The organism is Isoptericola sp. Y541 (genome assembly GCF_059445465.1).
In genome coordinates this window covers 1-24,654 of sequence record NZ_JCAIUJ010000009.1, presented here as the reverse complement: position 1 = coordinate 24,654, position 24,654 = coordinate 1, and the positions used below count along the sequence as shown (strand labels likewise).

The window sequence follows — 24,654 nt, the reverse complement described above, 5'->3', positions numbered from 1 at the left end:
ATCCCCTGACGATGGTCGGGACTTCGGCGTCCGACGAGCGACGCCGCTCTGTGGTGCGGCCGGCCGGCGGCCGGGACCGAGGTACACGCTACCGCGAGTACCGGAAACGAGGATAGACCATCCTGAGACCCCGTCTCACCGAGCTGTCAGGGCCAGGACCAGGTATCCGTGGTCCTGGCCCTGACAGCTCCCGGGCCCGGGGACCTGTCAGGGCCACACGCATGTTCTGGTGCTCGTGACCCTGACAGGTCGCGGGTCAGGAGACGGCGGCAAGCGCGGACTCCAGCGGCGCGGCGACCAGCTCGATCTGCCACGGACGTGCGCCGCGGTCGCGCAGAAACTCGCTGATCTCGGCCGCGTCGGCCTGCTCCGGCGGGGTCCAGCACAGCCGGCGCAGCGCGTCGGGCTGCAGCAGGTTCTCCACGGGGACGGAGAGCTCCGTCGAGAGGGACGTCAGCAGCTCGCGGGCGCTCGCCAGTCGCCGGGCTGCGACCGGGTCTCGGTCGGCCCACGTGCGGGGCTGCGGCGGGCCGTCCGACCGCGGGCCGCGCAGGCTGGGGAGCTGGTCCTCGCTCAGCGCCAGGGCCTCGTCGATCGCCCGCTGCCAGGCCGGGGCGCGGCGGCGGGTGGCCTTGCCCGCGAACTCAGGGAGGGCCACGAGCTGGGGCACGGTGCGGGGCAGGGAGCGCGCGGCGGCGACGATCGCCCGGTCGGGCAGCACGCGGCCCGGCGAGACGTCACGGGCGCGGGCGCTCGCGTCGCGGGTGTGCCAGAGGCCGCGCACGACCGCCAGCTGATGGCGATCGCGGAGGGTGTGGGTGCCCGACGTGCGGCGCCACGGGTCGACGCGCGGCGCCGGCGGCGGCGCGGTGCGCTCGGCCTCGAACTCCTGCGCGGCCCACTCCGACTTCCCCGCGGCCTCCAGCCGCTCGGCGAGCAGGTCGCGCACGTCGACCAGGACCTCGACGTCGAGCGCCGCGTACCGCAGCCAGTCCTCGGGCAGCGGCCGGGTCGACCAGTCGACGGCGGAGTGCTCCTTGGCGAGGCCCAGGCCCAGCAGCTCGGCGACCACGGCGGCGAGGCCCACACGCTCCAGGCCCAGCAGCCGGGCGGCCAGCTCCGTGTCGAAGACCCGGGCGGGCCGCAGGCCGTGCTCCGCGAGGCCGGGCAGGTCCTGCGACGCCGCGTGCAGCACCCACTCGGCGTCGCCGACGGCCTCGCCCACGGCGGTGAGGTCGGGCAGGGCCACCGGGTCGATCAGCGCGGTGCCCGCGCCCGCCCGGCGCAGCTGCACGAGGTAGGTGGCCTGGCCGTACCGGTAGCCCGACGCCCGCTCGGCGTCCGCCGCGACCGGCCCGACGCCGTCCGCGAACCGCTCGACGACGCGGTCGAGCGCGGCCGGGGTGTCGACCACGCGGCCCACGCCGTCCGCGGGCTCGGTGAGCGGGACGACGGCAGTGGCGGTCGGGGGCACGGCTGAGCTCATGGCCCCACGGTATGCGGTCGGGAAGGTGGCCGGGTGCCCGGTCGCGGTCCCTGCCCAGGGCCGGGGCGGGACGGCAGCGCCGTGACGCCGTCGGGCAGCGGGGGCAGCCCGCCCGCCGTGGCCATGAGGTCCGCCCAGACCGCGAGATGCGCGCCGAGCTCGGTGGTCGTCGGGGTCCACGAGGCACGGATCTCGAGGTCGGCCGCCTCGGGGGTGGCCGCGAGGGCGCCGAAGCTCTGGGAGAGCACCCGGGTCACGGTGCCGCCGACCGCGAGGGCGCCGGGGTCCGTGCCGGTGAGCTTCTCCGTGACCCAGGTCCACGCGACCTCGCCCAGCAGCGCGTCTGCGGCGAGCTCGGGCTCGAGCGTCGCGCGCACCAGGGTGACGACCCGGAACGTGCCCTGCCACGTCTCCTGACCGGCGGGGTCGTGCAGCACGACGAACCGCCCGGTGGCCACCTCCTCGCCGTCGGGCTCCAGCACCTCACCCTCGAGGGCGACGGAGAACGGCGCGACGCGAGTGGGTCCGGGGATCTCGGCGAGGTGCACCTCGCCGCGCAGCCGCGGCTCGCGCAGGGACGCCAGCGCGGCCGCGAACGGGGCGGGAACCTGCCTGGGATCCTGCCTGGAGTCGCCCGTGCGATCGCCGGTCACGCCAGCCACCGTACGGCGCCGGGGCCTTGCCGCGGCGAAACGACGCGGCTTGGGGCCGTGCTCGTGTCCGGATCGTGATGGTCCGTACCCCTCGGGCCGTGCGCCGACTACGCTGGTCCCGGCTCCCGGGCCGGGGCGCGCGCCCGAGTGGATCGCCGCCCGCCCGACGACCGACCGAACCGAGAACCGACGGAAGCAGGGAAACGATGGCAGCTCGTGCCCAGATCGGCGTGACCGGACTTGCGGTGATGGGCCGCAACCTCGCCCGCAACTTCGCGCGGCACGGGTACACGGTTGCGGTGCACAACCGGTCGTATGCCAAGACCGAGTCGCTGATCGCCGACGCCGGCCACGAGGGCGACTTCGTGCCGTCGGAGTCGATGGCCGACTTCGTCGCCTCCCTGGAGAGGCCCCGCAAGGTCGTGATCATGGTCAAGGCGGGCGGGCCGACCGACGCAGTGATCGACGAGCTCGTGCCGCTGCTGGACGAGGGCGACATCGTCGTCGACGCCGGCAACGCGCACTTCCCCGACACGATCCGCCGGGAGCAGGCGCTGAGCGCGAAGGGCCTGCACTTCGTGGGCACCGGCGTGTCCGGCGGCGAGGAGGGCGCCCTCAACGGGCCGTCGATCATGCCCGGCGGCACGCGCGAGTCCTACGCGAGCCTTGGCCCCATCCTCGAGGACATCTCCGCGAAGGTGGACGGCATCCCGTGCTGCACCTACGTCGGCCCCGACGGCGCCGGGCACTTCGTCAAGATGGTGCACAACGGCATCGAGTACGCCGACATGCAGCTCATCGCCGAGGCCTACGACCTCCTCAAGCAGGGGCTCGGGGCGTCGGCCGCCGAGATCGGCCAGATCTTCGCCGACTGGAACAACGGCGACCTCGAGTCGTTCCTCATCGAGATCACCGCGGACGTGCTGAAGCACGTCGACGCCGCCACCGGGTCCGCGTTCGTCGACATCGTGCTCGACCAGGCCGAGCAGAAGGGCACCGGCCGCTGGACGGTGCAGAACGGCCTGGACCTGGGCGTGCCGATCACGGGCATCGCCGAGGCGACCTTCGCCCGCGCCCTGTCCGGCTCCGTGCCGCAGCGTGAGGCCGGCCGCGCGGCGCTGCCCGCCGACGCCGGGACGTGGGACGTCACGGACCGCGACGCCTTCATCGAGGACGTGCGCCTCGCCCTGTACGCGTCGAAGGTCGTGGCGTACTCGCAGGGCTTCGACCAGATCGCCGCCGCCTCCGCCGAGTACGGCTGGGACGTCGACCGCGGCGTGATGGCCCGCATCTGGCGCGGCGGCTGCATCATCCGCGCGCGCTTCCTCAACCGCATCACCGAGGCGTACGAGCGCAACGCCGAGCTGCCCCTGCTGCTCGCGGACGAGTACTTCACCGGCGCGGTCGGTAACGGGCTCCCCGCCTGGCGCCGGGTCGTGGCGCAGGCTGCCCTCAACGGGGTCCCGACGCCCGCGTTCTCGTCGTCGCTCGCCTACTACGACGGCGTGCGCGCGGAGCGCCTGCCCGCCGCCCTCATCCAGGCGCAGCGCGACTTCTTCGGCGCCCACACCTACCGGCGCACCGACCGCGACGGCTCTTTCCACACCGAGTGGTCGGCTGACCGCACCGAGCAGGAGGCATGACCGCACCCGTGAGCACTGTCAACCCGGGGTCCACCCCGACGGCCGGGGGCAGCACGCCCGAGGTCGCGTTCCACCCGGTCATCGTCGGCTCCGACATCGGCGTCTACGCGCTCGCGCGCTCGTTCCACGAGCGGTACGGCGTGCGGACCACCGTCATCGCGTTCGCCGAGCCCGGCCCCATCGCGCACTCGCGCATCATCGACACGGCGCTGTCCGGCACGGAGCCCGGGCAGATCGTCGCGGCCCTCGAGGACGTGGCGGCCCGGCGTGCGGCAGCAGGCGGCGGCGAGCAGCTGGTACTGCTCACCAACATGGACTGGGTGGTGCGGGTGCTGGTGCATCACCGCGCGGCCCTCGAGGCCGCCGGGTACGTGCTGCCGTTCGCGGACGCCGCGCTCATCGACCGGATCTCCGACAAGGCCGAGTTCCAGGCCGTGTGCGCCGAGCTGGGCATCCCCACGCCGGCCACGGTGATCCAGGACTTCGCCACGGCGGGCGAGCCCGGCTGGGAGCCGGCGCCGGTCGCGTTCGACTTCCCGGTGATCGCCAAGCCCGCGAGCAGCGCCGACTACCACGACGTGCGGTTCGCCGGGAAGAAGAAGATCTACGAGATCGCCACGCCCGCCGAGCTCGACCAGCTGATGATCTCGCTGCGGGAGGCGGGTTTCAAGGGCCGGTTCCTGGTGCAGGAGAACATCCCGGGCGACGACACCCGGATGCGGTCCGTCACGGCCTACGCCGACACGAGCGGGCGGGTCACGCTGCGCGCCTCGGCGCAGGTGCTCCTCGAGGAGCGCACGCCGGCCGCCCGCGGCAACCCGTCGGCGATGATCGTCGAGCCGATCGGCGAGATCCTCGACGCCGCGCAGCGGATCCTCGAATACACCGGCTGGCGCGGGTTCGCGAACTTCGACGTCAAGCTCGACCCGCGCGACGGCGTGTTCAAGTTCTTCGAGCAGAACCCGCGCATCGGGCGCAACAACTACTACCTCACCGCCGGCGGGCAGAACCCGACCGAGGTGCTGGTGGACGACGTCGTGCGCGGCGTGCGGCGCGAGCCGGTCACGGCCGACCGCGAGGTGCTCTACTCCGTCGTGCCGCGCAGCCTGCTGCGCAGGTACGTCCTCGACCCGGGCCTGCACGCCCGCGTCGTGCGGCTGCAGCGCTCGAGGAACACCGTGCACCCGCTGCGGTACCGCGCGGACGCGTCCCCGCGTCGCCGCCTGTACGTGCTCACCGCGATGCTCAACCACGTGCGCAAGTACCGGGAGTTCTACCCGCTCGACGCGCTGCGCCGGAACTTCGCGGCGAACAGCGTGACGGGCACCGGCTCGTCCGCACCCGCCGCCGGAGTGAAGGAGGCCCCGTGACGAACCCGACCTCGCGCCGGCTGCAGCCCGTCGTCCTCGGCGGCGACATCGGCGCGTACAGCCTCGCCCGGGCCTTCCACGAGGCGTACGGCGTACGACCCGTGGTCGTCTCCGGCGCCTCCACGGGCCTGGTGCGGTACTCGCGCATCCTCACGAACGTCGTCGAGCCGCGCATCGACGACCCCGAGGCGGTCGTCGCGCGGCTGCGCACGATCGCCGACCAGCACGCGGACGCCGACCTGATGGTCGTGGGCTCCGCGGACTGGCTGGTGCGCACCCTGGTGGAGCACCGCGACCGGCTCGAGGACCGCTACCTGGTGCCCTACGTCGGCGAGGAGCTGCTGCTGCGCCTCACCGACAAGGAGGAGTTCGGGGCTCTGTGCGCCGAGCTCGGCCTGGCGCACCCCACCACGGTGGTGCACGACGTCGCCGCGGGCGGCGAGCCGGACACGAGCGCGCTGACGTTCCCGGTGATCGCCAAGGCGGCCAGCACCGCCGCGTACCACGACGTCGAGTTCGCGGGGAAGAAGAAGGTCTTCCTCGTGGACAGCCGCCCCGAGCTGCTCGACCTGCTCGGGCGCATCCGCGACGCCGGCTACGTCAGCTCGTTCGTGATCCAGGACTACATCCCGGGCGACGACTCGGGCATGCGGATCCTCACCTGCTACAGCGATGCGCAGGGCAAGGTGCGGTTCTCCTCGTTCGGCCACGTGCTGCTCGAGGAGCACGCCCCCGGGGCGCTCGGCAACCCGGCCGCGATCATCACGGGGCAGCAGCACGAGGTCGTGGAGCAGGCGCGGCGCCTGCTGGAGCACGTGGGCTGGACCGGCGTGGCGAACTTCGACCTCAAGTACGACCCGCGCGACGGCCGCTACGTGTTCTTCGAGCTCAACCCCCGGCTGGGGCGCTCGAACTACTACGTCACGGCGACGGGCGCCAACCCGGTGAAGTTCTACGTGCACGAGCACCTGCGGGGGCTGGACCCCGACCCGCGCGCGGTGCTCGGGCCCGACGTCCCGCTCTCCGGCGACGGGGAGGTCCAGGCCGAGCACCTGTACACGGTGCTGCCGGGGGCCCTGCTGCGCCGGTACGTGGCCGACCCGGAGGCGCGGGCGCGCACCCGCCGCCTGCAGCTGACACGCCGAGCGTCCAACCCGCTGTGGTACCGCCACGAGTGGGACCCGCGGCGCGTGGCCTACCTGCTGGTGGCGCAGCTGAACCAGTTCCGCAAGTTCGGGCGCCACTTCCCGGTCGCCGAGTCCCGGGCCCTGGCCTGGACCGGGCCGCAGGCCTTGGCGGCGCGGGAGGGCGCGTGACGTCCCCGGACCCCGTGCCGGTGCCCGACGGCGTCCCGCCGGTCGGGGTCATCGGGGGAGTCGGGCCGCTCGCCACCGCCTACTTTCTGCAGCGGGTGGTGCAGCGCACCGACGCCGAGCGCGACCAGGACCACGTGGACCTGGTCGTGCTCAACCACGCGACGATCCCCGACCGCACCGAGTTCGTGCTCGGCCGCTCGCCGGCCGACCCGGGGCCGGTCCTCGCGCGTGACGCACGGCGGCTGCAGGAGTTCGGCGTGCAGTTCCTCGTCATGCCGTGCAACACCGCGCACTACTTCACGCAGCAGGTGCTCGACGCGATCAGCGTGCCGTTCGTCTCGATCGTCGAGGTGACGGTGGCCGCGGCGCGCGCGCGGGTGCCGGGGCTCGAGCGCGTGGGGCTGCTCGCCACGGCGGGCACCGTGGCGTCGCGGGTGTACGACGACGCCTTCGCCGCGCACGGGGTCGAGGTCGTCGTGCCCGAGCCCGCGGACCAGGGACGCGTCAGCACGGTGATCTACGACCAGGTGAAGGCCGGCCGGCCCGCCGACCCCGACGTGCTGCGTGGCGTGGCGGCGCGGCTGGTCGAGCGGGGCGCCTCGGTGGTCGTGCTCGGCTGCACCGAGCTGTCCGTCACGGCTGTCGACCACGACCTCCTGGACGAGGAGCCGTTCCTGGACTCGATGGACGAGCTGGTGCGCGCCACCATCGAGCGGGCGGGTCACCGAGTCCGCTGACGTGACCGCCGGTCGAGCTTGACGTGAACCGCTGGTCGAAACCCGGTTTCGACACGCTCGACCAGCGGGGGCGTCAGTCGCCGATCTCGCTGGTGCCGGCGTACAGGTGCAGTACAGGGACCTGCAGGTCCTCGCGCGCCCGGGACGCCCAGTCGGAGCGGAAGGTGTCCTCCACGACGTGCGGGTACGTCACGATCACGACGTCCTGCACGCCGTCGGGGCCGCCCTGGGCAGCGACGGCGGTGTGCAGCGCGGGCAGCGGGTCCTCCTCGGTGACCTCGCCGTCGGCCGTCGCGCCCCCGGCGCGGAGCGCCGTGAGCGAGGCCGCGAGCCGCTCGGCGGCCGTGGCGACCGCCTGCTCGGGGGTCGGCTCCTTGCCGACGAGGTCGTGCCCGGCCTCGCGCAGCTCGCCCACCCACAGGTGGTCGATGATCGCGGCCACGACGTTGCGGTCGGTGTCCGCGGGCACCAGCACGCGGTAGCGCTCGGCCTGGGCGTCGTGCAGGGACAGGATGTGCGCCACATCGGCGTCGGTGAGGGCGTCCTCGGTCAGGACGACGGTGGTCGGCATGCGAGCACCGTAGTCGCACGCGGCGCCGCGAGCGAGGTGCAGGAGGCGGGTCGGGCGTGGTCGTGACGAGCGCCTCATCCTGCGACCGGTTCAGCGCAGCAGCCACCGCGCCAGCAGGGTGCCCGATTCCGGTGCGTGCAGCAGGTGCGCCAGGCGCGCCGGCACCGGCGGCGCCGGCACCCCGGCCGCGGGCGGGGGCTCCCCGGCGGCGCCGGCGGGGGAGGCTGCGACGATCCGCGAGGGCCCCGGGCCGACGAGGCACGGGCTGGTCGTGAGGCACAGCTCGTCGACGAGCCCGCCCGCGAGCATGCTGGCCATCAGGGTGGGCCCGCCCTCGCACAGCACGCGGCGCAGGCCGCGGTCGGCCAACGCCGCGAGTCCGGCGCGGAGGTCGACGTCGTCCGGGTCGTCGGCGGAGCCGACCTCGATGACGCAGCCGGCCGGCAGCGTGCGCGCGGCCGTGCGGGCGCCCGCCGCGCCCGTCAGCACGAGGGGCGGTCGGTCGCCGGTGGTGAGCTGCTGCGGTACGCGGCCGGAGCGGGAGACCAGACCGAGCTCGAGCGTCCGGTCGGTGGCCGCCGGGACCCCCGAGGGGCGCTCGAGGGCCGTGTAGCCCTCGTGCCGGGCCGTGCCCGCGCCGATCACCACGACGTCCGCCGCTGCGCGCAGGACCCGGAAGACGCGCCAGTCCGCGTCGTCGTTGATCGACCCGGACCGGTGGTCGGGGCCCCATGCGCCGCCGTCGACCGTGCTGACGAAGTTGGCCCGCACGTGCGTGGCGGTCGCCCCGGCTCCCGGGACGGCGTACAGGTCGGCGAGCCGCCGCTCGGCCGGGTCGGGGGCCAGGCGCTCGGGCGCGGGGAGCAGCAGGTCGAGCGGTGCGGTGGCAGATCTCACAGCGGTCAGCGTAACGACGCGGCGTAACCTTGTGGGTCGTGACGCTCACGCAGGACGATGCCTCGACGCCCCCCACGGCCGGTGTGCCGGCCCCCGCCGCGGGGTCCGACGCAGTGCCCGGCGCCGCACCCGGACCGCAGCAGGAGGACCGCCCCGTGCGGTCGCTGACCTCCGTGCGTCCGGCGGTCTCCCGGGAGCGCCTCCTCGCCGACCTCGTGCCGCCGCGCCACTTCGCGCAGGCCCGCTTCGCGACCTACCGGGCCGACCCCGCCCACCCGAGCCAGACCACCGTGCCGGCCCGGCTGCAGGAGGTCGCCCGCGAGATCACCTCACCGCCGGCGTCGGGCCTGCGTGCGCTGCTCGGGCGTCGCCGTCCCGCGCCCGCCGTGTACATGGACGGCGGCTTCGGCGTCGGCAAGACGCACCTGCTCACGTCGCTGGCTCATGCCGTCACCGAGGAGCTGGGCGAGGGGTCCGCGGCGTTCGGCACGTTCGTCGAGTACACGAACCTCGTGGGCGCCCTGGGCTTCCTGCCCACCGTCGAGGCGCTCGCGACACGCCGGCTCGTCTGCATCGACGAGTTCGAGCTCGACGACCCGGGCGACACCGTGCTGATGTCGCGCCTGCTGCGCGAGCTGGCCGATCGCGGCGTCGCCCTCGCCGCGACGTCGAACACCCTGCCGGAGGCGCTGGGGGAGGGCCGCTTCGCGGCGGAGGACTTCCTGCGCGAGATCCAGGCCCTCTCGGCACGCTTCGAGGTGCTGCGGGTGGACGGCGAGGACTATCGGCACCGTGCGGTCGTCACGGAGCCCGCCCCGCTGGAGGGGGACGTCGTGGCGCGCGCCGCCGCCGGTCACCCGGGGGCCGTCCTCGACGCGTTCGACGACCTGCTCGCCCACCTCGCCACGGTGCACCCGAGCCGGTACGGCGCCCTGCTCGACGGCGTCGAGCTGGTCGCCCTCACCGACGTGCGGCCGGTGCTGCTCCAGGATGTGGCGCTGCGCCTCGTCGTCCTCGTGGACCGGCTGTACGACCGGGACGTGCCGGTGCTGCTCGCCGGCCGGGACGGGCACCACCTGTTCTCCGAGGAGATGCTGCGCGGCGGCTACCGCAAGAAGTACTACCGGGCGCTCTCCCGGTTGGGTGCGCTGGCCGAGGAGGGGCACCGCCTGGTCGAGGCCTGAGCGCTCCCGCCTGAGCCCCCCACCTGAGAGCCCCACTCGAGCGTCGGTCAGGCCGCGACGGGCTCCGTGTGCAGCACGACGGGTGCCCGGGCCGGCAGGTACAGCGTGCCGTCGTCGAGCCTCGTCCCGGCCGGGTCCCACGCCGCGACGACGCGCGTGCCGGTCGGCAGCGACGAGACGTCGAGCGTGGCCGGCTCGGCCCCGGTGACGAGCACGATCGCGGTGCGCCCCCTCCGCCCGAGCAGCACGGTGCCCTCGGTGCGGACCTCGACGGCCTGGTCGAGGTCCAGTGCCGCCGCGGGCCGTAGCCCCACGAGGGCCCTGGTCCAGTCGACGAGCCGTCGCGACCGCGCGTCGCCGACCGGGACGGGCACGTGTTCGGTGTCGAGCACAGGCGGCGTCCCCGCGAGGATCGCGAAGGTGAGCAGACAGGCGCGGTCGTCGTCCGTTGCGGTCTCGGCGCCGCCGTCGAGCTGGTCATCGTGACTGTCGCCGAGGCCGCTGTCGACCGGGCGGTCGTCCGGCCCGAGCGTCCACGGCACGGACCGTGCCGCGGCGGGCAGGCGAGTCAGGTCGCGCACCAGGACCGACGAGGCGCGCTGCGTGGCACCGTGGGCGCGGCGCAGGCTCGGCGGGCGCCAGGAGGCCGCCGGGGTGGGCGGGAACACCTGCTGCGCGAGCCGGCGCAGGTCCTGGGCGCGGTCGGCGTCTCCCGGCGCGGCGAGGATGTCGTGGATGATGCTCGTCAGCCGGTCGCTGCGGCCCGGCCCGTCCACGAGCAGCGCGACGCGGCGGCTGAGCTGGTCACCGAGCGCGTGGACGTCCTCGGCGAGCTCGCCGAGGAAGGGCATCGCCGACCGGTCGACGAGGGCTTCGACGTCGAGCAGCAGGCCGTCGACGTGGAAGTCGCGCAGCCACCGCTCGGCGTCGGCCACGAGGAAGGCGCGGGGGCCCCGGCTCCCGCTCCCGTCGAGATTGAGGCGGGGGCTGTCCGAGCCCTCGGGCCCCGGCCGCGCGCCCGTGCGCGGCCCGATGCGCGAGCCGGTGGCATAGGGGCCGAACGCGTGCAGCCCGAGGCCGTCGGCGACCGCCCACCGGTGCGGTGCGTCGAGGACGACGGCGAGGCCGTGCGCGTGCGCGCGGTCGACGAAGCGCTGCAGGGCACGCGGCCCCCCGAGCGGCTCGTGGACGGCGAAGAGCCGCACGCCGGCCGCCGGGCCGGCCGCCGGGTCGAACGCCGCCACGGGGGACAGCTCGACGCCCGCCACGCCCGTGGCGGCCACGTCGGCGAGGCGCTCCGCGGCGGCGTCGAGGGTGCCCGCGGGGGTGAACGTGGGGAGGTCCACGCGCAGGAGGACGCTGAGGCTGAGGTCGAGACCCCGCCACGCGCTGTCGGTCCACGGAAACTCGGGGTCGAGGACGCGCGAGGGCCCGTGCACGCCATGGGGCAGCCAGGTGCTGCACGGGTCGGGGACGGGCGGGCCGCCGTCGATGGAGAAGAAGTAGTCGGTGCCCACCGCGAGCTCGTCGTCGGCCCGCCAGTAGCCGGGCTCGTGCGCGCCGACGAGGCGCAGCGGACGACGCTCGTCGTCCCCGGGCAGCACCACCTCGACGGTGTGGGCGCGGGGTGCCCACACGAGCGGCTGGGGGCCGGGCCACAGCTCCCGTTTGCGGGGGAGGGGTGGCGGAGGTCCGGGTGCCGCCCTGTCGGCAAGGCCTGCGTCGGCAGCGGTCACGGCCGACACTCTAGCCATCGACCCTGACGTTCGCCGCTCGACGCCCGGCAGCCAGACGTCGAGTGGCGAACCGGCCCGCAGGCGGCGTTCGCAGAGCGGTCAGGTCGCGTCGAGGCGGGGCGTGCCGGAACCTCTCTCGCGCAAAATAGTGTGCCAAGCGCGGGCGACCACGCCCGCCGGCTGCTAGACCTGGGGACATGAGCACGGAAGACACAGGCCCACAACCCCAGGCGCCGGTGGACAGGTTGGACGAATCGAACGCCTCGCAGGCACGGCTGGCACCCCGGCGGCGTCCGGCGGGCGATGAGTATCGGGACCCGCGGCCGGGAGGGGACGCGGCGAAGGCGCCGACATCGCTGTCGGCCGCCGAGCTGCATCCCATCGAGAGCGCGTCGAGCGGGATCTCCTGGGACGACCCGGACGAGTTGTGACGCCCCGGCGAGGTCCTACGCCGTCCGGCGACCCCTGAGGTAGCGCCCCGGAGTCGTCCCGACGACGTGGGTGAACGCGGCGATGAAGCTGCTGGGGTTCGCCCATCCGCAGGCGGCGGCGGTGCGGGTCGTGTCGTGGCCGTCGGCGAGGAGCACCAGCGCGTGATAGACGCGCAGCTGCGTGCGCCACTCGTAGAAGGTCATGCCGAGCTCGTGGCGGAACAGCCGGCTGAGCGTGCGGGCGCTGGCGCCGACCGTCTTCCCGAGCTCGGCCAGCGTGGCATTGTCGGCCGGCGTCTCGCGCAGCATCCGGGCGACGGCCTGCAGCCGGTCGTCGTGCGGCTCCGGCAGGTGCAGCGGCTGTTCGTGCGCCTCGTGGAGCTCGTCGACGAGGACCCGCAGGAGGCGAGCACGTGCGGCGGGGCCGTAAGCGGGCTCGCCGTCGGCGTAGTTGCGGGGCCCGGTGAGAGCAAGCAGGGCCTCGCGCGCGAGGTCAGAGGCGAGGAACACGGTGGGGCGGTCCGGCAGGAGCCGGGCGAGGGACGGCGTGAGAAAGACGATCCGCATGTCCGTGTCGCCGTGGGCGCGGTGGTCGTGCGTGAACCCGGTGGGGGTCCAGGCCACCCGGTTGGTAGGAACGATCGACGTGCCGCGCTCGGTGTGCACCGCCAGCACGCCGCTGGCGGCGAAGACCAGGTGTCCCTCGGCGTGCGACTGCTCGGCGCTCGCTCCGCCGGACGGCCAGAGATGCCGCCCGCCGGACGGCCACACGTGTGACGTCACGGTGGCCGGGCGTGGTTGGCGGGGAACGGGCATCGGTTGGCACCTTAGTGGTAGCAGGCCAGGTCATGACCCGATGAGACTCCTTCGTGCGGCATGACTCGATGCCGCGTCCTGAGCGAAGGAGACACCCATGGCGACGTTCGTTCTCGTGCCCGGCGGCTGGAAGGGGGCCTGGGCGTTCGAGTCGGTCGTGCCCCTGCTGGAGCGTGCCGGCCACACCGTGCTCGCCCTCACGCTGACCGGTCTGCGGCCGGACGACGACGACGCGACGGTCGCGACGGCCAACCTCGACACGCACGCCGACGACGTGCTGCGGCACCTCGAGCGGCTCGACGTCACCGACGCGACGCTGGTCGGCCACAGCTACGGCGGGATGGTGATCACAGCGGTCGCCGACCGCGCCGACCGCCGGATCTCACGACTTGTGCATCTCGACGCCTTCGTCCCGCGCGACGGCGAGTCGTGCTGGTCGGCGTCGAACGACCACTTCCGGGACCTGTTCGCCGGCGGCGCGGCGGCCACCGGCTACTCGGTCTCGCCGCCGGAGGGCGGCGATCCCCGCCGCCGCCCTCATCCCCTCGGCGCCTTCCTGCAGGGTATCCGCCTCACGGGCGCGGTCGCCCAGGTTCCCCGCCGGGAGTTCGTCTACTGCTCGGGGTGGGAGGAGGCGACGCCGTTCGCCGAGCTCGGTGCCCGGCTCCAGGCCGATCCGGGGTGGGAGGTCCACGAGCTCCCCACGGGACACGACGCGATGCACGAGGCCCCGGAGGCGGTCGCAGCGCTCCTGCTCGACGAGGGGGCCGCGGTTGCCGGGGGGCGGCCTAGCGCGGGAGGCGGTCGGCGCCGACCGGCACGAGGCGCGGCATCCCGGCCGGGGCGACGGCGCTGAGCGCCACGTAGCGCGCCTCGGCCCGGTGCAGGCGGATGTGCTCGTCGAGCGACCAGTCGGGCCCGTTGGTCAGCACCATCCCGCACGAGCAGTCGATCTCGACCGCGCCGCCGTCGCCGTGCCGCACCTGGCCCACGGTGACGTGCGACGCCCGGGCTCGTGCCTTGGCACGGTGCATCGTCGCGGAGACCGGGGCGAGAGCGGCGTCGGGGGTCGATGGTGCGGCGTGATCCACGCGGGCGAGCCTAATGGGTGTGGGCGATGCCCAGCTCGTGCTGGCGCTCGTGCTCCTCGCGGGCGGCCTGGCGCGCCGCGATGCGGGCCTGGACCTCCTCGCGCCGCAGCGGCGGCACCGTCTTCGGGGGCTGACGACGGGCGGGGAGCTCGCCCAGCAGCAGGATGACGATCTCCGCGATCTCGGCCGTGGCCTGCTCGCACGGCTCGCGCGTGGCGTCGGTCGCGGAGCGCTGGACGCCGGTCACCTTGCGGACGAACTGCTCCGCGGCGGCCTGGATCTCCTCGTCGGTGGCGGGCGGCTCGAGGCCTCGCAGCGTCGTGATGTTGCGGCACATGCCCTCGACGCTACGCCGCCTGGTCTGCCGGGCGCCACGATTGGACGGTGGTCGTGGGACGACAAAGGCCGCCCCGGTGGTCCGGGACGGCCTTCGAGCGGTGGGCGATACTGGGATCGAACCAGTGACCTCTTCCGTGTCAGGGAAGCGCGCTCCCGCTGCGCCAATCGCCCGTCCGGCTGCTGCGTTCCCCGCGCCCTCGAGGTGAGGGGAGTGCAGAGCTCGGAGCGGATGACGAGATTCGAACTCGCGACCCTCACCTTGGCAAGGTGATGCTCTACCAGCTGAGCTACATCCGCACGACCAGGATCTGGGAGTTTCCCCCGGCTTCCTGGCGCCTGGGGAACATTACTTGACCCGGAGTGGGCTGGTCCAATCGCGGGCCTGTGACCTGCGACGCGGTTCAGGGGCTCGGGGCGGAAGACGACGAAGGCCCCAGACCGTTTGGTCCGGGGCCTTCGTCTGCTGGTGGGCGATACTGGGATCGAACCAGTGACCTCTTCCGTGTCAGGGAAGCGCGCTACCGCTGCGCCAATCGCCCGTGCTACGAGGTGGGTACGGGATTCGAACCCGTGTATACGGCTTTGCAGGCCGCTGCCTCGCCTCTCGGCCAACCCACCTTGAGACGTGCTCTCCCGACGCTCGTGGTGAGTCGATCAGAGAGTGGGCCTCCGAGCGGATGACGGGATTCGAACCCGCGACCCTCACCTTGGCAAGGTGATGCTCTACCAACTGAGCCACATCCGCGCGACCAAGACCAGGGCACCTCGCGGTGCCCGCCGTTCTGGCGCGCCCCAAACATTAGTGGACCGGTACGGGTCCGTCCAATCGCCCTCCGGGGGGTGTCGGCGGGACTACCACTACCGTGCTCCTGTGCACGAGCCGACATCCTGGGCCACCTTCGCCGGACGACGCGCGACGCGCGCCGTCGAGTGCGTCGACGTGGCGGAGCAGCCGGAGCGGCTCGACGAGGGGCTCTGGTTCGTCGTCGTCGACTTCGAGGCCGGCCTGGGCCGTGACGGGAGCGCGCGGGGCGGAGGCCGGGCGCGTGCGTGGCGGTTCGCCGACGTCGCACCGGCCGCCCCGCCCGTGCCCACGGCCGGCGAGCCGTGGCGCGGCCCGGCGCCGTCGAGCTGGCGTACCTCGCTCGACCGCGGCGCCTACGTGCGCGCCGTGGAATCCGTCCGTGAGCACGTGCGCCAGGGCGACGTCTACCAGGTGAACGTGTGCCGTGTGATGTCGGCGCCGCTGCCGGTGGTGACCGCGCCGGACGGCGCCGTCGTCGAGCCCGACGCGGCGGCTCTCGCCGCGCGGCTGGCCGTCGGCAACCCGGCCCCGCACGCGGCGGCCGTCCACGTCCCGGCGGCGACCGGCCTCGACCCCGTCTGGGTGGTCAGCGCCTCGCCGGAGCTCTACCTGTCGATCGAGGACGTCCCCGGCAGCGGGACCGTCCTCGGCTCGGGGCCGATCAAGGGCACGGCACGGACCGTCGCCGGGCTCACGGGGAAGGACCGCGCCGAGAACGTCATGATCACCGACCTCGTGCGCAACGACCTGCAGCGGGTGTGCCGCCCGGGCACGGTGGACGTGACGGACCTCCTCGCCGTCGAGGAGCACCCCGGGCTGGTGCACCTCGTGTCCCGCGTCCGGGGACGGCTGGACGACGACGGGCCGGGCCGGTGGGCGCGCGTGCTGGCGGCCACCTTCCCGCCGGGGTCGGTGTCCGGGGCGCCGAAGTCCTCGGCGCTGCGGATCATCGCCGAGCTGGAGCCGGCCCCGCGCGGGCCGTACTGCGGCGCCGTCGGGTGGGTGGACGGCGACGCAGGGCGCGCCGAGCTCGCCGTCGGCATCCGCACGTTCTGGTGGGCCGACGAGCCCGGCGGGGGCGTGCTGCGGTTCGGCACCGGGGCCGGGATCACGTGGGGGAGCAACGCGGTCCGCGAATGGGCAGAGACCGAGCTCAAGGCCGAGCGGCTGGTCGGACTGGCGTCCTTCGGCGCCGATGTTGCGCTGGACCGATGAGTCCCGGGCGGCGCGACCGTCCCACCCGGCATGACACAAGTGACATGCGACATCGGGATCTCGCTCGACGGGATCTCGGCAGGGCTGAACCAGTCGCTGGAGCAGCCGTTCGGCGACGGCGTCGGGGGCGGGGAGCAGCTGCACGCCTGGATGTTCGAGCACTCCGACGCCCACCAGGCCGAGCTCGCCGCGATCACTACGGCGGGGGCCTACATCATGGGCCGCAACATGTTTACCCCCGGCCGTGGTGAGTGGGACCTCGGCTGGCGCGGCTGGTGGGGCGAGGACCCGCCGTACCACGCGCCCGTCTTCGTGCTCACCCACCACGCGCGCGGCCCGATCGAGATGGACGGCGGCACCACCTTCCACTTCGTCACCGGCGGCCCGCACGAGGCCATGGACCGGGCGCGCGAGGCCGCGGGCGAGCGGGACGTCTCGGTGGCGGGCGGCGCGTCGACCGTCAACCAGCTCCTCGCCGCCGACCTGATCGACGAGCTGCGCCTGCACGTGGCGCCCGTGGTCGTGGACGTCGACGGTGTCCGGTTGTTCGACGGCGTGGGCCCGCGCACGCTGCGCGCCGCCGGAGGGCGCATCACGCCGGAGGTGACGCACCTCGTGCTGCGCCGCTGACGCGGGCCGCGCTTCCGGTGCAGACTGGCCCCCATGAGTCTGGTGATCTGGGCGGAAGGGCGCCTCGTCGGGCAGGGGGAGGCGGCGCTGAGCGCCGTCGACCACGGCATCACGGTCGGGGACGGCGTGTTCGAGACGTGCACCGTCTTCGAGGGCCAGGTGTTCGCGCTGACGCGGCACCTGGCCCGCCTTGCGCGGTCGGCGCGGGGCCTCGGCCTCGCGGCCCCCGACGAGCAGAAGGTGCGCGACGGCGTCGGTGCCGCCCTCGCCGAGGCCGTGCGCCTCGACGGGCCGTTCGACGGCCGGCTGCGGATCACCGTGACGGCCGGCGTAGGCCCCCTGGGCTCCGGGCGCGTGGACGCGCCGCAAACGGTCGTCGTGGCGGCGCAGGCGGGCACGATGGCGCCCACCTCCCGCTCGGCCAGGTCGCCGTGGCCGCGCAACGAGCGCTCGGCCGTCGCCGGCCTCAAGACGACGTCGTACGCGGAGAACGTCGTGGCGCTCGCGGACGCCGTGCGCAAGGGCGGCGACGAGTCGATCCTGCCCAACACGGTGGGCGACCTGTGCGAGGGCACCGGCTCGAACGTCTTCGTGGAGCGCGACGGCGAGCTGATCACCCCCACGCTGGACTCGGGCTGTCTGGCCGGCATCACGCGCGCCCTCACCCTCGAGTGGGCCGCGGAGGAGGGGCTGCCCGTGCGCGAGGCCAAGGAGGGGGAGCTGCCGTTCACCGTGCTCGACGAGGTGACCGAGGGCCGGGCGCAGCTGGTGCTCACGTCCTCAGGCCGCAACGTGCAGCCGGCCGTGTGGCTCGACGGCGCCGACGTCGCGGTCGGCGAGGTCTCCCGCGCCGCGCACGAGCTCTTCGAGCGGCTGTGCCGCGAGCGCCTGGATCCGTGACGGTCACGCAGGGTCGCTGCGCCACATCCGGTGCGGCTGGTTTGAGTCACGCCCGTTCTGTGGCTAATATCGTCCACGCGTCGGGCGATTGGCGCAGTGGTAGCGCGCTTCGTTCACACCGAAGAGGTCACTGGTTCGAACCCAGTATCGCCCACCCTCTCGAACGGCCCTCTGGCCAGCGGAAACGCTGAGCGCGGAGGGCCTTTCGCGTTGTCACGGAGTGACCCCTTCGTGGCTCTGGGGGCTTACGCGGGGGCTTCGCTGGCGGGAGTGACCTCTCGTGCATCGCTGAGCCATCGCGCTCGTCAAGCCTGTCGGTCCCGACTCCTACGCTCGCACCCTGTGACCGATAACGCATCCACTCCCGCCCTCCCCGACGAGGACGCGTTCGTCTTCCCTGACGCCTGGAAGCGGTTCATCCGACCGCGCCGCGGTGAGGCCAGGACCTGCAAGTTCACCCCCAAACCCGACGCGGTGGCCGAATTCCGCAAGGAGCGCGAGGCCCGGGTCCGCAAGTACCTCGACGACGACGCCAACCCCGACTTCGAGGCCCACGTGAACGCGTTCCTCGACGGCGAGCCGGACCTGCTCGGCGCGGCCGCGACCCTGCTGCTTGCCCGACCCTCCCACGGGCCGGTCTTCGACCGCCTAACCTTCGACGCGGCCGCGGCCGAGCACGGGCTGCCGTTCGCCGTCGTCGCACTCGCCGAGTCGTTCACGCTCGACTCCAACCACAGCTGGCCGGCGGCACACGAGCACTACGAGATTGTCCAGAGAGACCCCTTCGGCACCGCTTGGCGGCGGCTCGACCACTGCGAGAAGGTCCCTGCCGTCCGGAATCTCCTCGCGGCGCTCCCCGACAGGGACTACGTCGAGGTCGTCACCGCGCTCGACGTGCGGCGCGGGGACTTCATGCACCGCCTCGGCGTGAGCCTCCTCGTTCCGAGCGAGCGCGAATGGCTCGAGGAGGTCTGCTCGGAGTTTCGGTCGGCTGGCGTGCACCCGTACTGCGCAGGTGTGCTCCTCCACGTCGTGCACACCCCCGAACAGCTCGCCGCGATCGACCATGCGGGTCTGAGCATGATCGGACGAGCTGCTGAGATCGGCGACATCCTGCACCGGCTCGGCCCCGACGCGCTCCCGGTCCTGGAGCGCCGGCTCACGTCCGGATACTGGGTCGAGAACCTCTTCCGCGGGCTGGCGGCGATCCCGACCGACCACGCGTTCGGGCTGCTCCTCGACAAGCTCGACGAGTTCAACGAGCCGGTCGCGCTGAACTACGCCAAAGAGGCCGCCTCGCAGTTCCCGCAGCGCGCCCTGCGGCTGATCGCCGCACGGGCGGCCGGTGCCGAACCCGAAGCGCGCGAGCGCTACACGGTGCTGCTCAACACCGCCGACCCGATCCTGCTCGCGACGCTGCCGTTCCAGGACACGGCCGTCCGCGAAGCGATCGAGGGCCTGCTTCCGAGCGGAGACCGAGTCCCCGTCGCGCACGACGAGGAGATCCCGCCACTGCTGCTCGACCCACCGTGGCTGGCAGACGCCTCCCGGGAACCGTTGGTGCTCACGGGCTTGAAGCCCCCTACGATCCTCAAACTCCGCTGGGCCGAAGGCGAACGCGAGCGATGGTCGATGGCCCGGGTGGACGATCCCGACGTCGACGTCGAAGCAGAGGTCGCGAAGTTCCGGAGCGTGATGGCGGGGGAGTCCCCCTTCGATCCGCCGTGGTGGTGGAGCGCCCGCCGGATCTCCTCCGCGCCGGTCCCGCTCGCGGCCGCGCTGTTCGAGGTATGGGAGACCGAGGGAGTCCGCGCCGACCCGTCCGACCTGCGCGCGATCCTGGCGAGCCTCGGTGAGGGCGCGCTCGAGAAGATTGCGACGATCGAACCCTCCTCCGTTGACCATGCGGCCCTGCTGCCGATCGCGAGCCTCGACAACGCCCGGCAGGCCGCGGACGCCCTCGCGCACAAGAAGACCCTGCGCGAGTTCGCGACCGAGTGGTTCAACCGGCACCGCGAGGACGCGGCCGTGCTGCTGATCCCGGACGCCCTCGGGAAGGCCAAGAAGCGCCGCACCGCCGCCGAAACCGTGCTCCGGTACCTGGCGTCGGAATACGGCTCGTCCTCTGTATGCGAGGCCGCCGCGACATACGGCCCTGAAGCGGCCGAGGCGATCGCGGCGCTGGTCGACGTCGACCCGCTCATACCCGTGGGCGTCAAGGTCCCGGAAATCGGGTCTTGGGTGGCCGCGCCACTGTTCCCGCAGGTGCTGCTGGCCGGCGGCCGTGCGCTCCCTGACGCTGCGATCCGGAACCTCGCGACGGTGCTCGCGCTCGGAACTCCCGAACACCCGTATGCGGGGGTCGACGTCGTCGGAGCGGCCTGCGATCACGAGTCGCTGCAACGGTTCTCGTTGGCGCTTTTCCACAAGTGGGACGAGGCGGGGGCGCCGAGCCAGGACACCTGGGTGCTGAGCCAGCTCGCCCACTTCGGCGGGGATGCGGCGGTGGAGCTTCTCGCGCCGCTCGTCGAGCGCTGGCCGGGCGAGAACCGGCACCACCACGCCGTGCCGGGGCTGAAAACGCTCGGGGCCATCGGTTCCGAGGCGGCGCTACGCACGATGAACCGGATCGCCGAGCGGGCCCGGTTCTCGGCGATCAAGGAGGAGGCGGGCGAGCAGATCGAGTCGATCGCCAAGGGGCTTGGGCTCACTGCCGAGCAGCTCGCAGACCGGCTCGTGCCCGACTTCGGGCTCTGCGAGGAGTCGGCGCTCGTGCTCGACTACGGCCCCAGGCAGTTCCGGGTCGGACTCGACGAGTCGCTGCAGCCGTTCGTCACCGACGAGAACGGCAAGATCGGCAAGGCGCTGCCCAAGCCTGGCGCGAAGGACGACACGGAGCAAGCCGAGGCCGCTTACCATCGCTTCTCCCTGCTGCGCAAGGAGCTCAGGGCGGTCGCGAGCGACCAGGTGCAGCGACTGGAGCGGGCGATGATCGCCACGCGGACCTGGACGCTCGAGGAGTTCGGCGAGCACTTCGTGCGCCACCCTCTGATCCGGCACCTGACGCGTCGTCTGCTGTGGACCGCCGACTCGGTGGCTTTCCGTGTGGCCGAGGACGGGTCGTTCGCCGACGCGAATGAGGATCCTCTGACTCCAAGGGAAGGCGCCGGGGTCCGCATCGCGCACCCCGTGCACCTCGTCGGCGAGGTCGAGCGGTGGGCGGAGGTGTTCGCGGACCACGAGATCGTGCAGCCGTTCCCGCAGATCGCCCGCCCGGTCGGCGCGTTTACCGAGGAAGAGCTGAGCACCGGGCGCCTGACCCGCTTCGAGGGGCAGACGGCGCCGGTGGGGGCTCTACTCGGTCTGTCCTCGAAGGGCTGGGAGCGGTCGGCGCCGATGGACGCGGGCATCCAGAACGAGCTGTGGTTCTCGTTCCCTGAAGGCGGTGGAGTCGAGCTGCGACTCGATCCGGGGATCATGATCGGGGATGTGGAGGCGTGGGGGCACCAGGACATCAGGGCCGCGGTCCTGTCCGGACCAGTGGACGCGGTCATGGCCTCCGAGGCGATTACGAGCCTGGAGAAGGCCCTGGAGTGAGAGGGCTATTCACGGAACGGGTCGCGGCGTCGCGGCCGGGTAGGAGCGCACCGGCTCTCTGGCCTGCAACGATGGGGTTGCCACACCATCCATCGACGAGGATTGAGAGCCGGTGCGCTACGAGTCTACGACCGGGTTGGACGCTGACCAGATGACGGAACTGGTCGCCAGGATCTACCAGATCGAGTCGGGGCGACCCTGGGATGAGCGAGGCCACTTCGAGATGGGGCTTCGAGACCAGGTACGGGCAACGCTGACGTTGCTTCGCACGAACCTGTCCCAGGCCGAGGCAGGGGAGTTCTTCGGGGTCTCGCAGCCGACAGTCTCGCGGATCTGGCGGCACGTGCTGCCACTCGTCGCGCAGGCCACCTGCATGTCCAACCAGGACCTGGCCGACGTTTGTCGCGGCCGGGTGGTTCTCGTTGACGGCACCTACGTGGCGACCGGGAACCGCGCGGAAACAGGCCGGAGGAACTACTCCGGCAAGAGGCACTGCCAGTGCGTCAACGTCCAGGTCGCCGCCACCATCGACAGAACCCTGCTCGCCGTCTCGGAGCCCGCCCCCGGTGCCCGACACGACTCCGCGGTCCTGGACCTGGTCGGCTGGGCGCAGGCCCTCGCCGACGTCGAGTGGATCGCCGACACCGCCTATACCTCCCACGGCGCTATCACCCCGATCAAGAAGGCCCGTGGAGTCGAACGCACCGAGTTCGAGAAGATCTGGAACGGATCGATCGCCTCCATCCGCGCCGCCGTGGAACGCACCATCTCCCACCTCAAGAACTGGAAGATCCTCGCCACCGGCTACCGCGGCCGACTGGCCGAACTACCCCGCGTGATCCGCATCGTCACGAACCTCGAGCTCTACCGACTGGGCTGGTAACCGTGAATCGCCCTCTCAGCCATCCGAGCGCGGAGTGCCGGCGCTGGCGGTTGTGGAAGATCTCGAGGTACTCGAAGATCGCGTTCGCGAGCTCCAGGCGGGTGCGCCAGCGGCGGCGGTCCAGGAGCTCGACCTGCATGCGGGACCAGAAGCTCTCGATGACGGCGTTGTCGTAGCAGTCGCCGATCGATCCCATCGAGGGCACGAGGCCGGATGACTTTGCCCGGGTGGTGAAGGCCCAGGATCCGAATTGGACTCCGTGGTCGGAGTGGATGATCGTTCCGGCCGGTGGCTGGCGGTTCTCGATGGCCATGCCGAGCGCGTTGGTGACAAGGGCCGCTGTGGGCGAGGAGTCGATCGACCAGCCGACTACGCGGCGGGAGCAGACGTCGAGCACGACGGTGCAGTACACCTTGCCCTCACGGGTGGGGTGTTCGGTGATGTCGGTGACCCACAGCTCGTTCACGCCGTCGCGGGCGAACTGCCGATCGACGAGGTCGGTGGAGATCAGGTCGGGGCGCGCGCGACGCCACTTCGGTCGTCCGCCGACGCCCTTGAGTCCGGCACGGGCCATGAGCATCTCCACGGTGCCGTGCCAGACCTGGATGCCGTGGCCCTTGGTGAGTTCGGCATGCACCCGCCGGGCGCCGTAGACGCCTCGAGAGGCGGTGTGGATGGTGCGGATGGTCTCGGCAAGCAGAGGGTGCCGGATCTGGCGAGCCGAAGGCGCTCTGACCCGTGAGGCGTAGTAGCCCGATTCCGAGCAGCCCAGCACGCGCACCGCGGGCTGGACCGGCAGGCCCTCGCCGGCCATCACCGTGATCGCTTCGAACCGCCTTTTGGGGGCACCACCTTGCCCAACAGCTCGCTCGCCCTCCGGTGGATCGCCAACTCGGTCTCGAGCTCGACGATCCGCTTCTTCGCGACGGTCAGCTCGGCCTTCTCACCGCTGGTCAGGCCCGGCTCCAGCCCCTTGTCGATGCGGTCCTGGCGGCGCCAGGCGTAGACCGTCTGGTCACTGATCTCGAGGTCGCGGGCGACATCCGCGACCCTGCGACCGGACTCAAGCAGGTCCAACACCTTGCGCCGGAACTCCGGCGGATACCCACGACGTCCCACGAGGCCCTCCTACAGGGTCAGGTGGCACAAGAATCCAGTAATCCGACTCCATGGAACGCGGGACACACCACCTCCATCAGACCCGGGGCGCAACACTTCAACGCCCCCATCCTGCAAACCGGCACCGAGTCCTACCGACTGCGCACCTTCAAGTGCCTTCGCCGGAGCCAAAATTCATGACGACAAGTGGGGCAAGAACACTTGACTACACGCAGCCAAGGACAGCACGTTGCCGGCCTGGTCGTAGGTGTACGTCTCGGACCGGTCGATCCCGGGCTGCAGGAAGCGGTCCGCTCGGTACTCCGTCAACCGGTCCGTGGTGCGGTCGAACCCGTAGGTGGCGGTGATCAGTTGCTCCCGAGGGCGTCGCGATAGTTCACAGAGGGGTGGTCTGCCGCGCGCTGCGTCCACATTTTCACCCGACGTGAACCGCCCCAATTATCGGCGGCGGCGTTCCCGCGGAGGATTCTCGTCTAGTTCCACACCGGGAATTATCGCCAGGTCGAATGACGGCGCACCCTCGTCATGGACTTCCCTAATTTTTCGAACCAGATCATCAATGTTAGATGATGAGCAACCAGTTCGGATGTAAAACTCTCGCGGGCTCAACATATTGATTGCCTCTGTCAGAACGTTCGAGATCCTGAGGAGTTCCTCCCGATCCATGGAAATCTTCAACTCTTCATCAACAATGACAGCTCGCACTTAATTCTCCTATCCCCTGCGCCGGGCGAACCCATCGGGCGACTCTCTGAACGCCGTCATTGAAACGGCCCGTTCTGCACTACTGTAACTCCCCGCTCGGCGTCATACCATCCCACGCCACCAGACCTAAGCGTCTGCCCGTCCGACCGACCCACAAAGCCATCAAGATAGTCCGCGAGGTCATCGTCCGACATATCGAAGCGATGGCTTGCGGTCGCGCGATCGCGAATTTCCTTCTCGGCTTCTTCGCGGATGTGGAGCACCCCCTGGTAGGCAGCGTCACTGCACCCATCCATTCCACCCGAATTGTGGGAAAGTAGTGCTGCATATCCAGCGAACGCAAAGTACGTGTGGGTTCCGGCGATGGTGAGGTTGTAGACCGTGGCGCGTTCGCGGCTGGTCTCGACGGCGGTGAGCTGGATTTGGGTGCCGGCGCCGGTCTGCAGCCACTGAGGTTTTCTCACCAGCGTGATCGCCGGGTCCCGCGTTGAAGGTTGAGTAGCACGAGTGCTGCGGCGGTGATCTCGGTG

At 72.1% G+C, this 24,654-nt stretch carries 23 protein-coding genes and 6 tRNA genes; 13 read left to right on the top strand and 16 right to left on the bottom strand.

The genetic code is table 11. The features are described 5' to 3' along the window. Nucleotides 1–256: 256 nt before the first annotated feature. On the bottom strand, nucleotides 257–1,486 hold the full coding sequence (locus tag AC1C2V_RS17425; RefSeq protein ID WP_495390903.1) for an HRDC domain-containing protein: 1,230 nt from the start codon (nucleotides 1,484–1,486) through the stop codon (nucleotides 257–259). After that, complete coding sequence (locus tag AC1C2V_RS17420; protein WP_495390902.1) at nucleotides 1,483–2,139, bottom strand: DUF3000 domain-containing protein; 657 nt, start codon at nucleotides 2,137–2,139, stop codon at nucleotides 1,483–1,485. Before AC1C2V_RS17420 ends, AC1C2V_RS17425 begins: the two co-directional genes overlap by 4 nt. 206 nt (nucleotides 2,140–2,345) lie before the next feature. Between AC1C2V_RS17420 and gnd the strand changes: the two genes are divergently transcribed. From gnd to cuyB, 4 genes are read left to right on the top strand one after another with little or no spacing between them, the layout of a single operon-like run. Beyond that, nucleotides 2,346–3,782 (top strand): NADP-dependent phosphogluconate dehydrogenase, encoded by a 1,437-nt coding sequence (gnd, locus tag AC1C2V_RS17415; RefSeq protein WP_495390901.1) that lies wholly within the window; start codon nucleotides 2,346–2,348, stop codon nucleotides 3,780–3,782. Further along, the gene (locus tag AC1C2V_RS17410) at nucleotides 3,779–5,152 is read left to right on the top strand and encodes a carboxylate--amine ligase (RefSeq protein WP_495390900.1); all 1,374 of its coding nucleotides are present in this window, start codon (nucleotides 3,779–3,781) and stop codon (nucleotides 5,150–5,152) included. The genes gnd and AC1C2V_RS17410 overlap by 4 nt, the downstream gene beginning before the upstream one ends. Further along, nucleotides 5,149–6,468: a carboxylate--amine ligase gene (locus AC1C2V_RS17405; RefSeq protein WP_495390899.1), complete on the top strand. Its 1,320-nt coding sequence runs from the start codon at nucleotides 5,149–5,151 to the stop codon at nucleotides 6,466–6,468. Before AC1C2V_RS17410 ends, AC1C2V_RS17405 begins: the two co-directional genes overlap by 4 nt. After that, entirely contained in the window at nucleotides 6,465–7,205 is a 741-nt protein-coding gene (gene cuyB / locus AC1C2V_RS17400; protein WP_495390898.1) for a cysteate racemase, read from the top strand. The genes AC1C2V_RS17405 and cuyB overlap by 4 nt, the downstream gene beginning before the upstream one ends. A 73-nt stretch (nucleotides 7,206–7,278) precedes the next feature. Here cuyB and AC1C2V_RS17395 read toward each other — a convergent pair whose 3' ends face one another. Together AC1C2V_RS17395 and AC1C2V_RS17390 are read right to left on the bottom strand one after the other, a co-directional pair. Then, nucleotides 7,279–7,776, bottom strand: a complete 498-nt coding sequence (locus AC1C2V_RS17395) for a hypothetical protein (RefSeq protein WP_495390897.1) — start codon at nucleotides 7,774–7,776, stop codon at nucleotides 7,279–7,281. Nucleotides 7,777–7,866: 90 nt separating this feature from the next. Then, nucleotides 7,867–8,673 (bottom strand): dihydrofolate reductase family protein, encoded by an 807-nt coding sequence (locus AC1C2V_RS17390; protein ID WP_495390896.1) that lies wholly within the window; start codon nucleotides 8,671–8,673, stop codon nucleotides 7,867–7,869. A 113-nt stretch (nucleotides 8,674–8,786) separates the two neighbouring features. On the opposite strand from AC1C2V_RS17390, the gene zapE reads away from it, so the two are divergent. Further along, a complete protein-coding gene (gene zapE, locus AC1C2V_RS17385; protein WP_495390998.1) occupies nucleotides 8,787–9,857 on the top strand; it encodes a cell division protein ZapE in 1,071 nt (356 codons plus the stop codon). A 47-nt stretch (nucleotides 9,858–9,904) separates the two neighbouring features. Here the strand turns inward: zapE and AC1C2V_RS17380 are convergent, their stop codons facing one another. Then, nucleotides 9,905–11,593, bottom strand: coding sequence for an alpha-amylase family protein (locus tag AC1C2V_RS17380; protein WP_495390895.1), 1,689 nt, complete (start codon nucleotides 11,591–11,593; stop codon nucleotides 9,905–9,907). Nucleotides 11,594–11,790: 197 nt separating this feature from the next. On the opposite strand from AC1C2V_RS17380, the gene AC1C2V_RS17375 reads away from it, so the two are divergent. Further along, complete coding sequence (locus AC1C2V_RS17375) at nucleotides 11,791–12,024, top strand: hypothetical protein (RefSeq protein WP_495390894.1); 234 nt, start codon at nucleotides 11,791–11,793, stop codon at nucleotides 12,022–12,024. 15 nt (nucleotides 12,025–12,039) lie between these two features. Here AC1C2V_RS17375 and AC1C2V_RS17370 read toward each other — a convergent pair whose 3' ends face one another. Continuing rightward, complete coding sequence (locus AC1C2V_RS17370; protein WP_495390893.1) at nucleotides 12,040–12,840, bottom strand: AraC family transcriptional regulator; 801 nt, start codon at nucleotides 12,838–12,840, stop codon at nucleotides 12,040–12,042. Between the two features lie 97 nt (nucleotides 12,841–12,937). On the opposite strand from AC1C2V_RS17370, the gene AC1C2V_RS17365 reads away from it, so the two are divergent. Continuing rightward, nucleotides 12,938–13,696, top strand: coding sequence for an alpha/beta fold hydrolase (locus AC1C2V_RS17365; protein WP_495390892.1), 759 nt, complete (start codon nucleotides 12,938–12,940; stop codon nucleotides 13,694–13,696). Here AC1C2V_RS17365 and AC1C2V_RS17360 read toward each other — a convergent pair. From AC1C2V_RS17360 to AC1C2V_RS17330, 7 genes are all read right to left on the bottom strand, one after another. Then, nucleotides 13,629–13,874: a hypothetical protein gene (locus AC1C2V_RS17360; RefSeq protein WP_495390997.1), complete on the bottom strand. Its 246-nt coding sequence runs from the start codon at nucleotides 13,872–13,874 to the stop codon at nucleotides 13,629–13,631. The two genes, AC1C2V_RS17365 and AC1C2V_RS17360, sit on opposite strands and share 68 nt — an antisense overlap. 67 nt (nucleotides 13,875–13,941) lie before the next feature. Next, nucleotides 13,942–14,268 carry a DUF2277 domain-containing protein gene (locus tag AC1C2V_RS17355; RefSeq protein WP_495390891.1) on the bottom strand — a complete coding sequence of 109 codons (327 nt, stop codon included), beginning with the start codon at nucleotides 14,266–14,268 and terminating at the stop codon, nucleotides 13,942–13,944. A gap of 101 nt (nucleotides 14,269–14,369) precedes the next feature. Continuing rightward, nucleotides 14,370–14,441, bottom strand: a tRNA-Val gene (locus tag AC1C2V_RS17350). A gap of 53 nt (nucleotides 14,442–14,494) precedes the next feature. Next, nucleotides 14,495–14,567, bottom strand: a tRNA-Gly gene (locus tag AC1C2V_RS17345). Between the two features lie 167 nt (nucleotides 14,568–14,734). Then, a tRNA-Val gene (locus AC1C2V_RS17340) sits at nucleotides 14,735–14,809 on the bottom strand. 8 nt (nucleotides 14,810–14,817) lie between these two features. Continuing rightward, nucleotides 14,818–14,888 (bottom strand) — tRNA-Cys (locus AC1C2V_RS17335). 54 nt (nucleotides 14,889–14,942) lie between these two features. After that, nucleotides 14,943–15,015: transfer RNA gene (locus AC1C2V_RS17330), tRNA-Gly, on the bottom strand. Between the two features lie 126 nt (nucleotides 15,016–15,141). On the opposite strand from AC1C2V_RS17330, the gene AC1C2V_RS17325 reads away from it, so the two are divergent. The 6 genes from AC1C2V_RS17325 (at nucleotide 15,142) to AC1C2V_RS17300 (ending at nucleotide 22,300) form a co-directional block, all read left to right on the top strand. Then, complete coding sequence (locus AC1C2V_RS17325) at nucleotides 15,142–16,290, top strand: chorismate-binding protein (protein ID WP_495390890.1); 1,149 nt, start codon at nucleotides 15,142–15,144, stop codon at nucleotides 16,288–16,290. A 30-nt stretch (nucleotides 16,291–16,320) separates the two neighbouring features. Continuing rightward, entirely contained in the window at nucleotides 16,321–16,920 is a 600-nt protein-coding gene (locus tag AC1C2V_RS17320; RefSeq protein ID WP_495390889.1) for a dihydrofolate reductase family protein, read from the top strand. Between the two features lie 33 nt (nucleotides 16,921–16,953). Further along, nucleotides 16,954–17,820: an aminotransferase class IV gene (locus tag AC1C2V_RS17315; protein WP_495390888.1), complete on the top strand. Its 867-nt coding sequence runs from the start codon at nucleotides 16,954–16,956 to the stop codon at nucleotides 17,818–17,820. Nucleotides 17,821–17,902: 82 nt separating this feature from the next. Next, nucleotides 17,903–17,974 (top strand) — tRNA-Val (locus tag AC1C2V_RS17310). 188 nt (nucleotides 17,975–18,162) lie between these two features. Continuing rightward, the gene (locus AC1C2V_RS17305) at nucleotides 18,163–21,417 is read left to right on the top strand and encodes a DUF4132 domain-containing protein (RefSeq protein WP_495390887.1); all 3,255 of its coding nucleotides are present in this window, start codon (nucleotides 18,163–18,165) and stop codon (nucleotides 21,415–21,417) included. Between the two features lie 151 nt (nucleotides 21,418–21,568). Next, entirely contained in the window at nucleotides 21,569–22,300 is a 732-nt protein-coding gene (locus AC1C2V_RS17300) for a transposase (protein WP_495390886.1), read from the top strand. On the opposite strand, the gene AC1C2V_RS17295 is transcribed toward AC1C2V_RS17300, so the two are convergent. The 3 genes from AC1C2V_RS17295 to AC1C2V_RS17285 all read right to left on the bottom strand — a co-directional run. Continuing rightward, entirely contained in the window at nucleotides 22,266–23,114 is an 849-nt protein-coding gene (locus tag AC1C2V_RS17295; RefSeq protein ID WP_495390885.1) for an IS3 family transposase, read from the bottom strand. The genes AC1C2V_RS17300 and AC1C2V_RS17295 overlap by 35 nt on opposite strands. Then, nucleotides 23,114–23,419 (bottom strand): transposase, encoded by a 306-nt coding sequence (locus AC1C2V_RS17290; RefSeq protein ID WP_495390884.1) that lies wholly within the window; start codon nucleotides 23,417–23,419, stop codon nucleotides 23,114–23,116. The genes AC1C2V_RS17295 and AC1C2V_RS17290 overlap by 1 nt, the downstream gene beginning before the upstream one ends. Before the next feature lie 761 nt (nucleotides 23,420–24,180). Next, on the bottom strand, nucleotides 24,181–24,654 hold a 474-nt coding region (locus tag AC1C2V_RS17285), incomplete at its 5' end, for a hypothetical protein (RefSeq protein WP_495390883.1).

Bases quoted from the DNA above. Each gene is read 5' to 3' on its own strand.
- AC1C2V_RS17375 (WP_495390894.1), top strand. From the start codon at position 11,791: ATGAGCACGGAAGACACAGGCCCACAACCCCAGGCGCCGGTGGACAGG.
- AC1C2V_RS17410 (WP_495390900.1), top strand. From the start codon at position 3,779: ATGACCGCACCCGTGAGCACTGTCAACCCGGGGTCCACCCCGACGGCC.
- AC1C2V_RS17315 (WP_495390888.1), top strand. From the start codon at position 16,954: ATGAGTCTGGTGATCTGGGCGGAAGGGCGCCTCGTCGGGCAGGGGGAG.
- AC1C2V_RS17360 (WP_495390997.1), bottom strand. From the start codon at position 13,874: ATGCACCGTGCCAAGGCACGAGCCCGGGCGTCGCACGTCACCGTGGGC.
- AC1C2V_RS17300 (WP_495390886.1), top strand. From the start codon at position 21,569: ATGACGGAACTGGTCGCCAGGATCTACCAGATCGAGTCGGGGCGACCC.
- AC1C2V_RS17425 (WP_495390903.1), bottom strand. From the start codon at position 1,486: ATGAGCTCAGCCGTGCCCCCGACCGCCACTGCCGTCGTCCCGCTCACC.
- AC1C2V_RS17365 (WP_495390892.1), top strand. From the start codon at position 12,938: ATGGCGACGTTCGTTCTCGTGCCCGGCGGCTGGAAGGGGGCCTGGGCG.
- AC1C2V_RS17355 (WP_495390891.1), bottom strand. From the start codon at position 14,268: ATGTGCCGCAACATCACGACGCTGCGAGGCCTCGAGCCGCCCGCCACC.
- AC1C2V_RS17320 (WP_495390889.1), top strand. From the start codon at position 16,321: ATGACACAAGTGACATGCGACATCGGGATCTCGCTCGACGGGATCTCG.
- gnd (WP_495390901.1), top strand. From the start codon at position 2,346: ATGGCAGCTCGTGCCCAGATCGGCGTGACCGGACTTGCGGTGATGGGC.
- AC1C2V_RS17395 (WP_495390897.1), bottom strand. From the start codon at position 7,776: ATGCCGACCACCGTCGTCCTGACCGAGGACGCCCTCACCGACGCCGAT.
- AC1C2V_RS17295 (WP_495390885.1), bottom strand. From the start codon at position 23,114: ATGGCCGGCGAGGGCCTGCCGGTCCAGCCCGCGGTGCGCGTGCTGGGC.
- AC1C2V_RS17370 (WP_495390893.1), bottom strand. From the start codon at position 12,840: ATGCCCGTTCCCCGCCAACCACGCCCGGCCACCGTGACGTCACACGTG.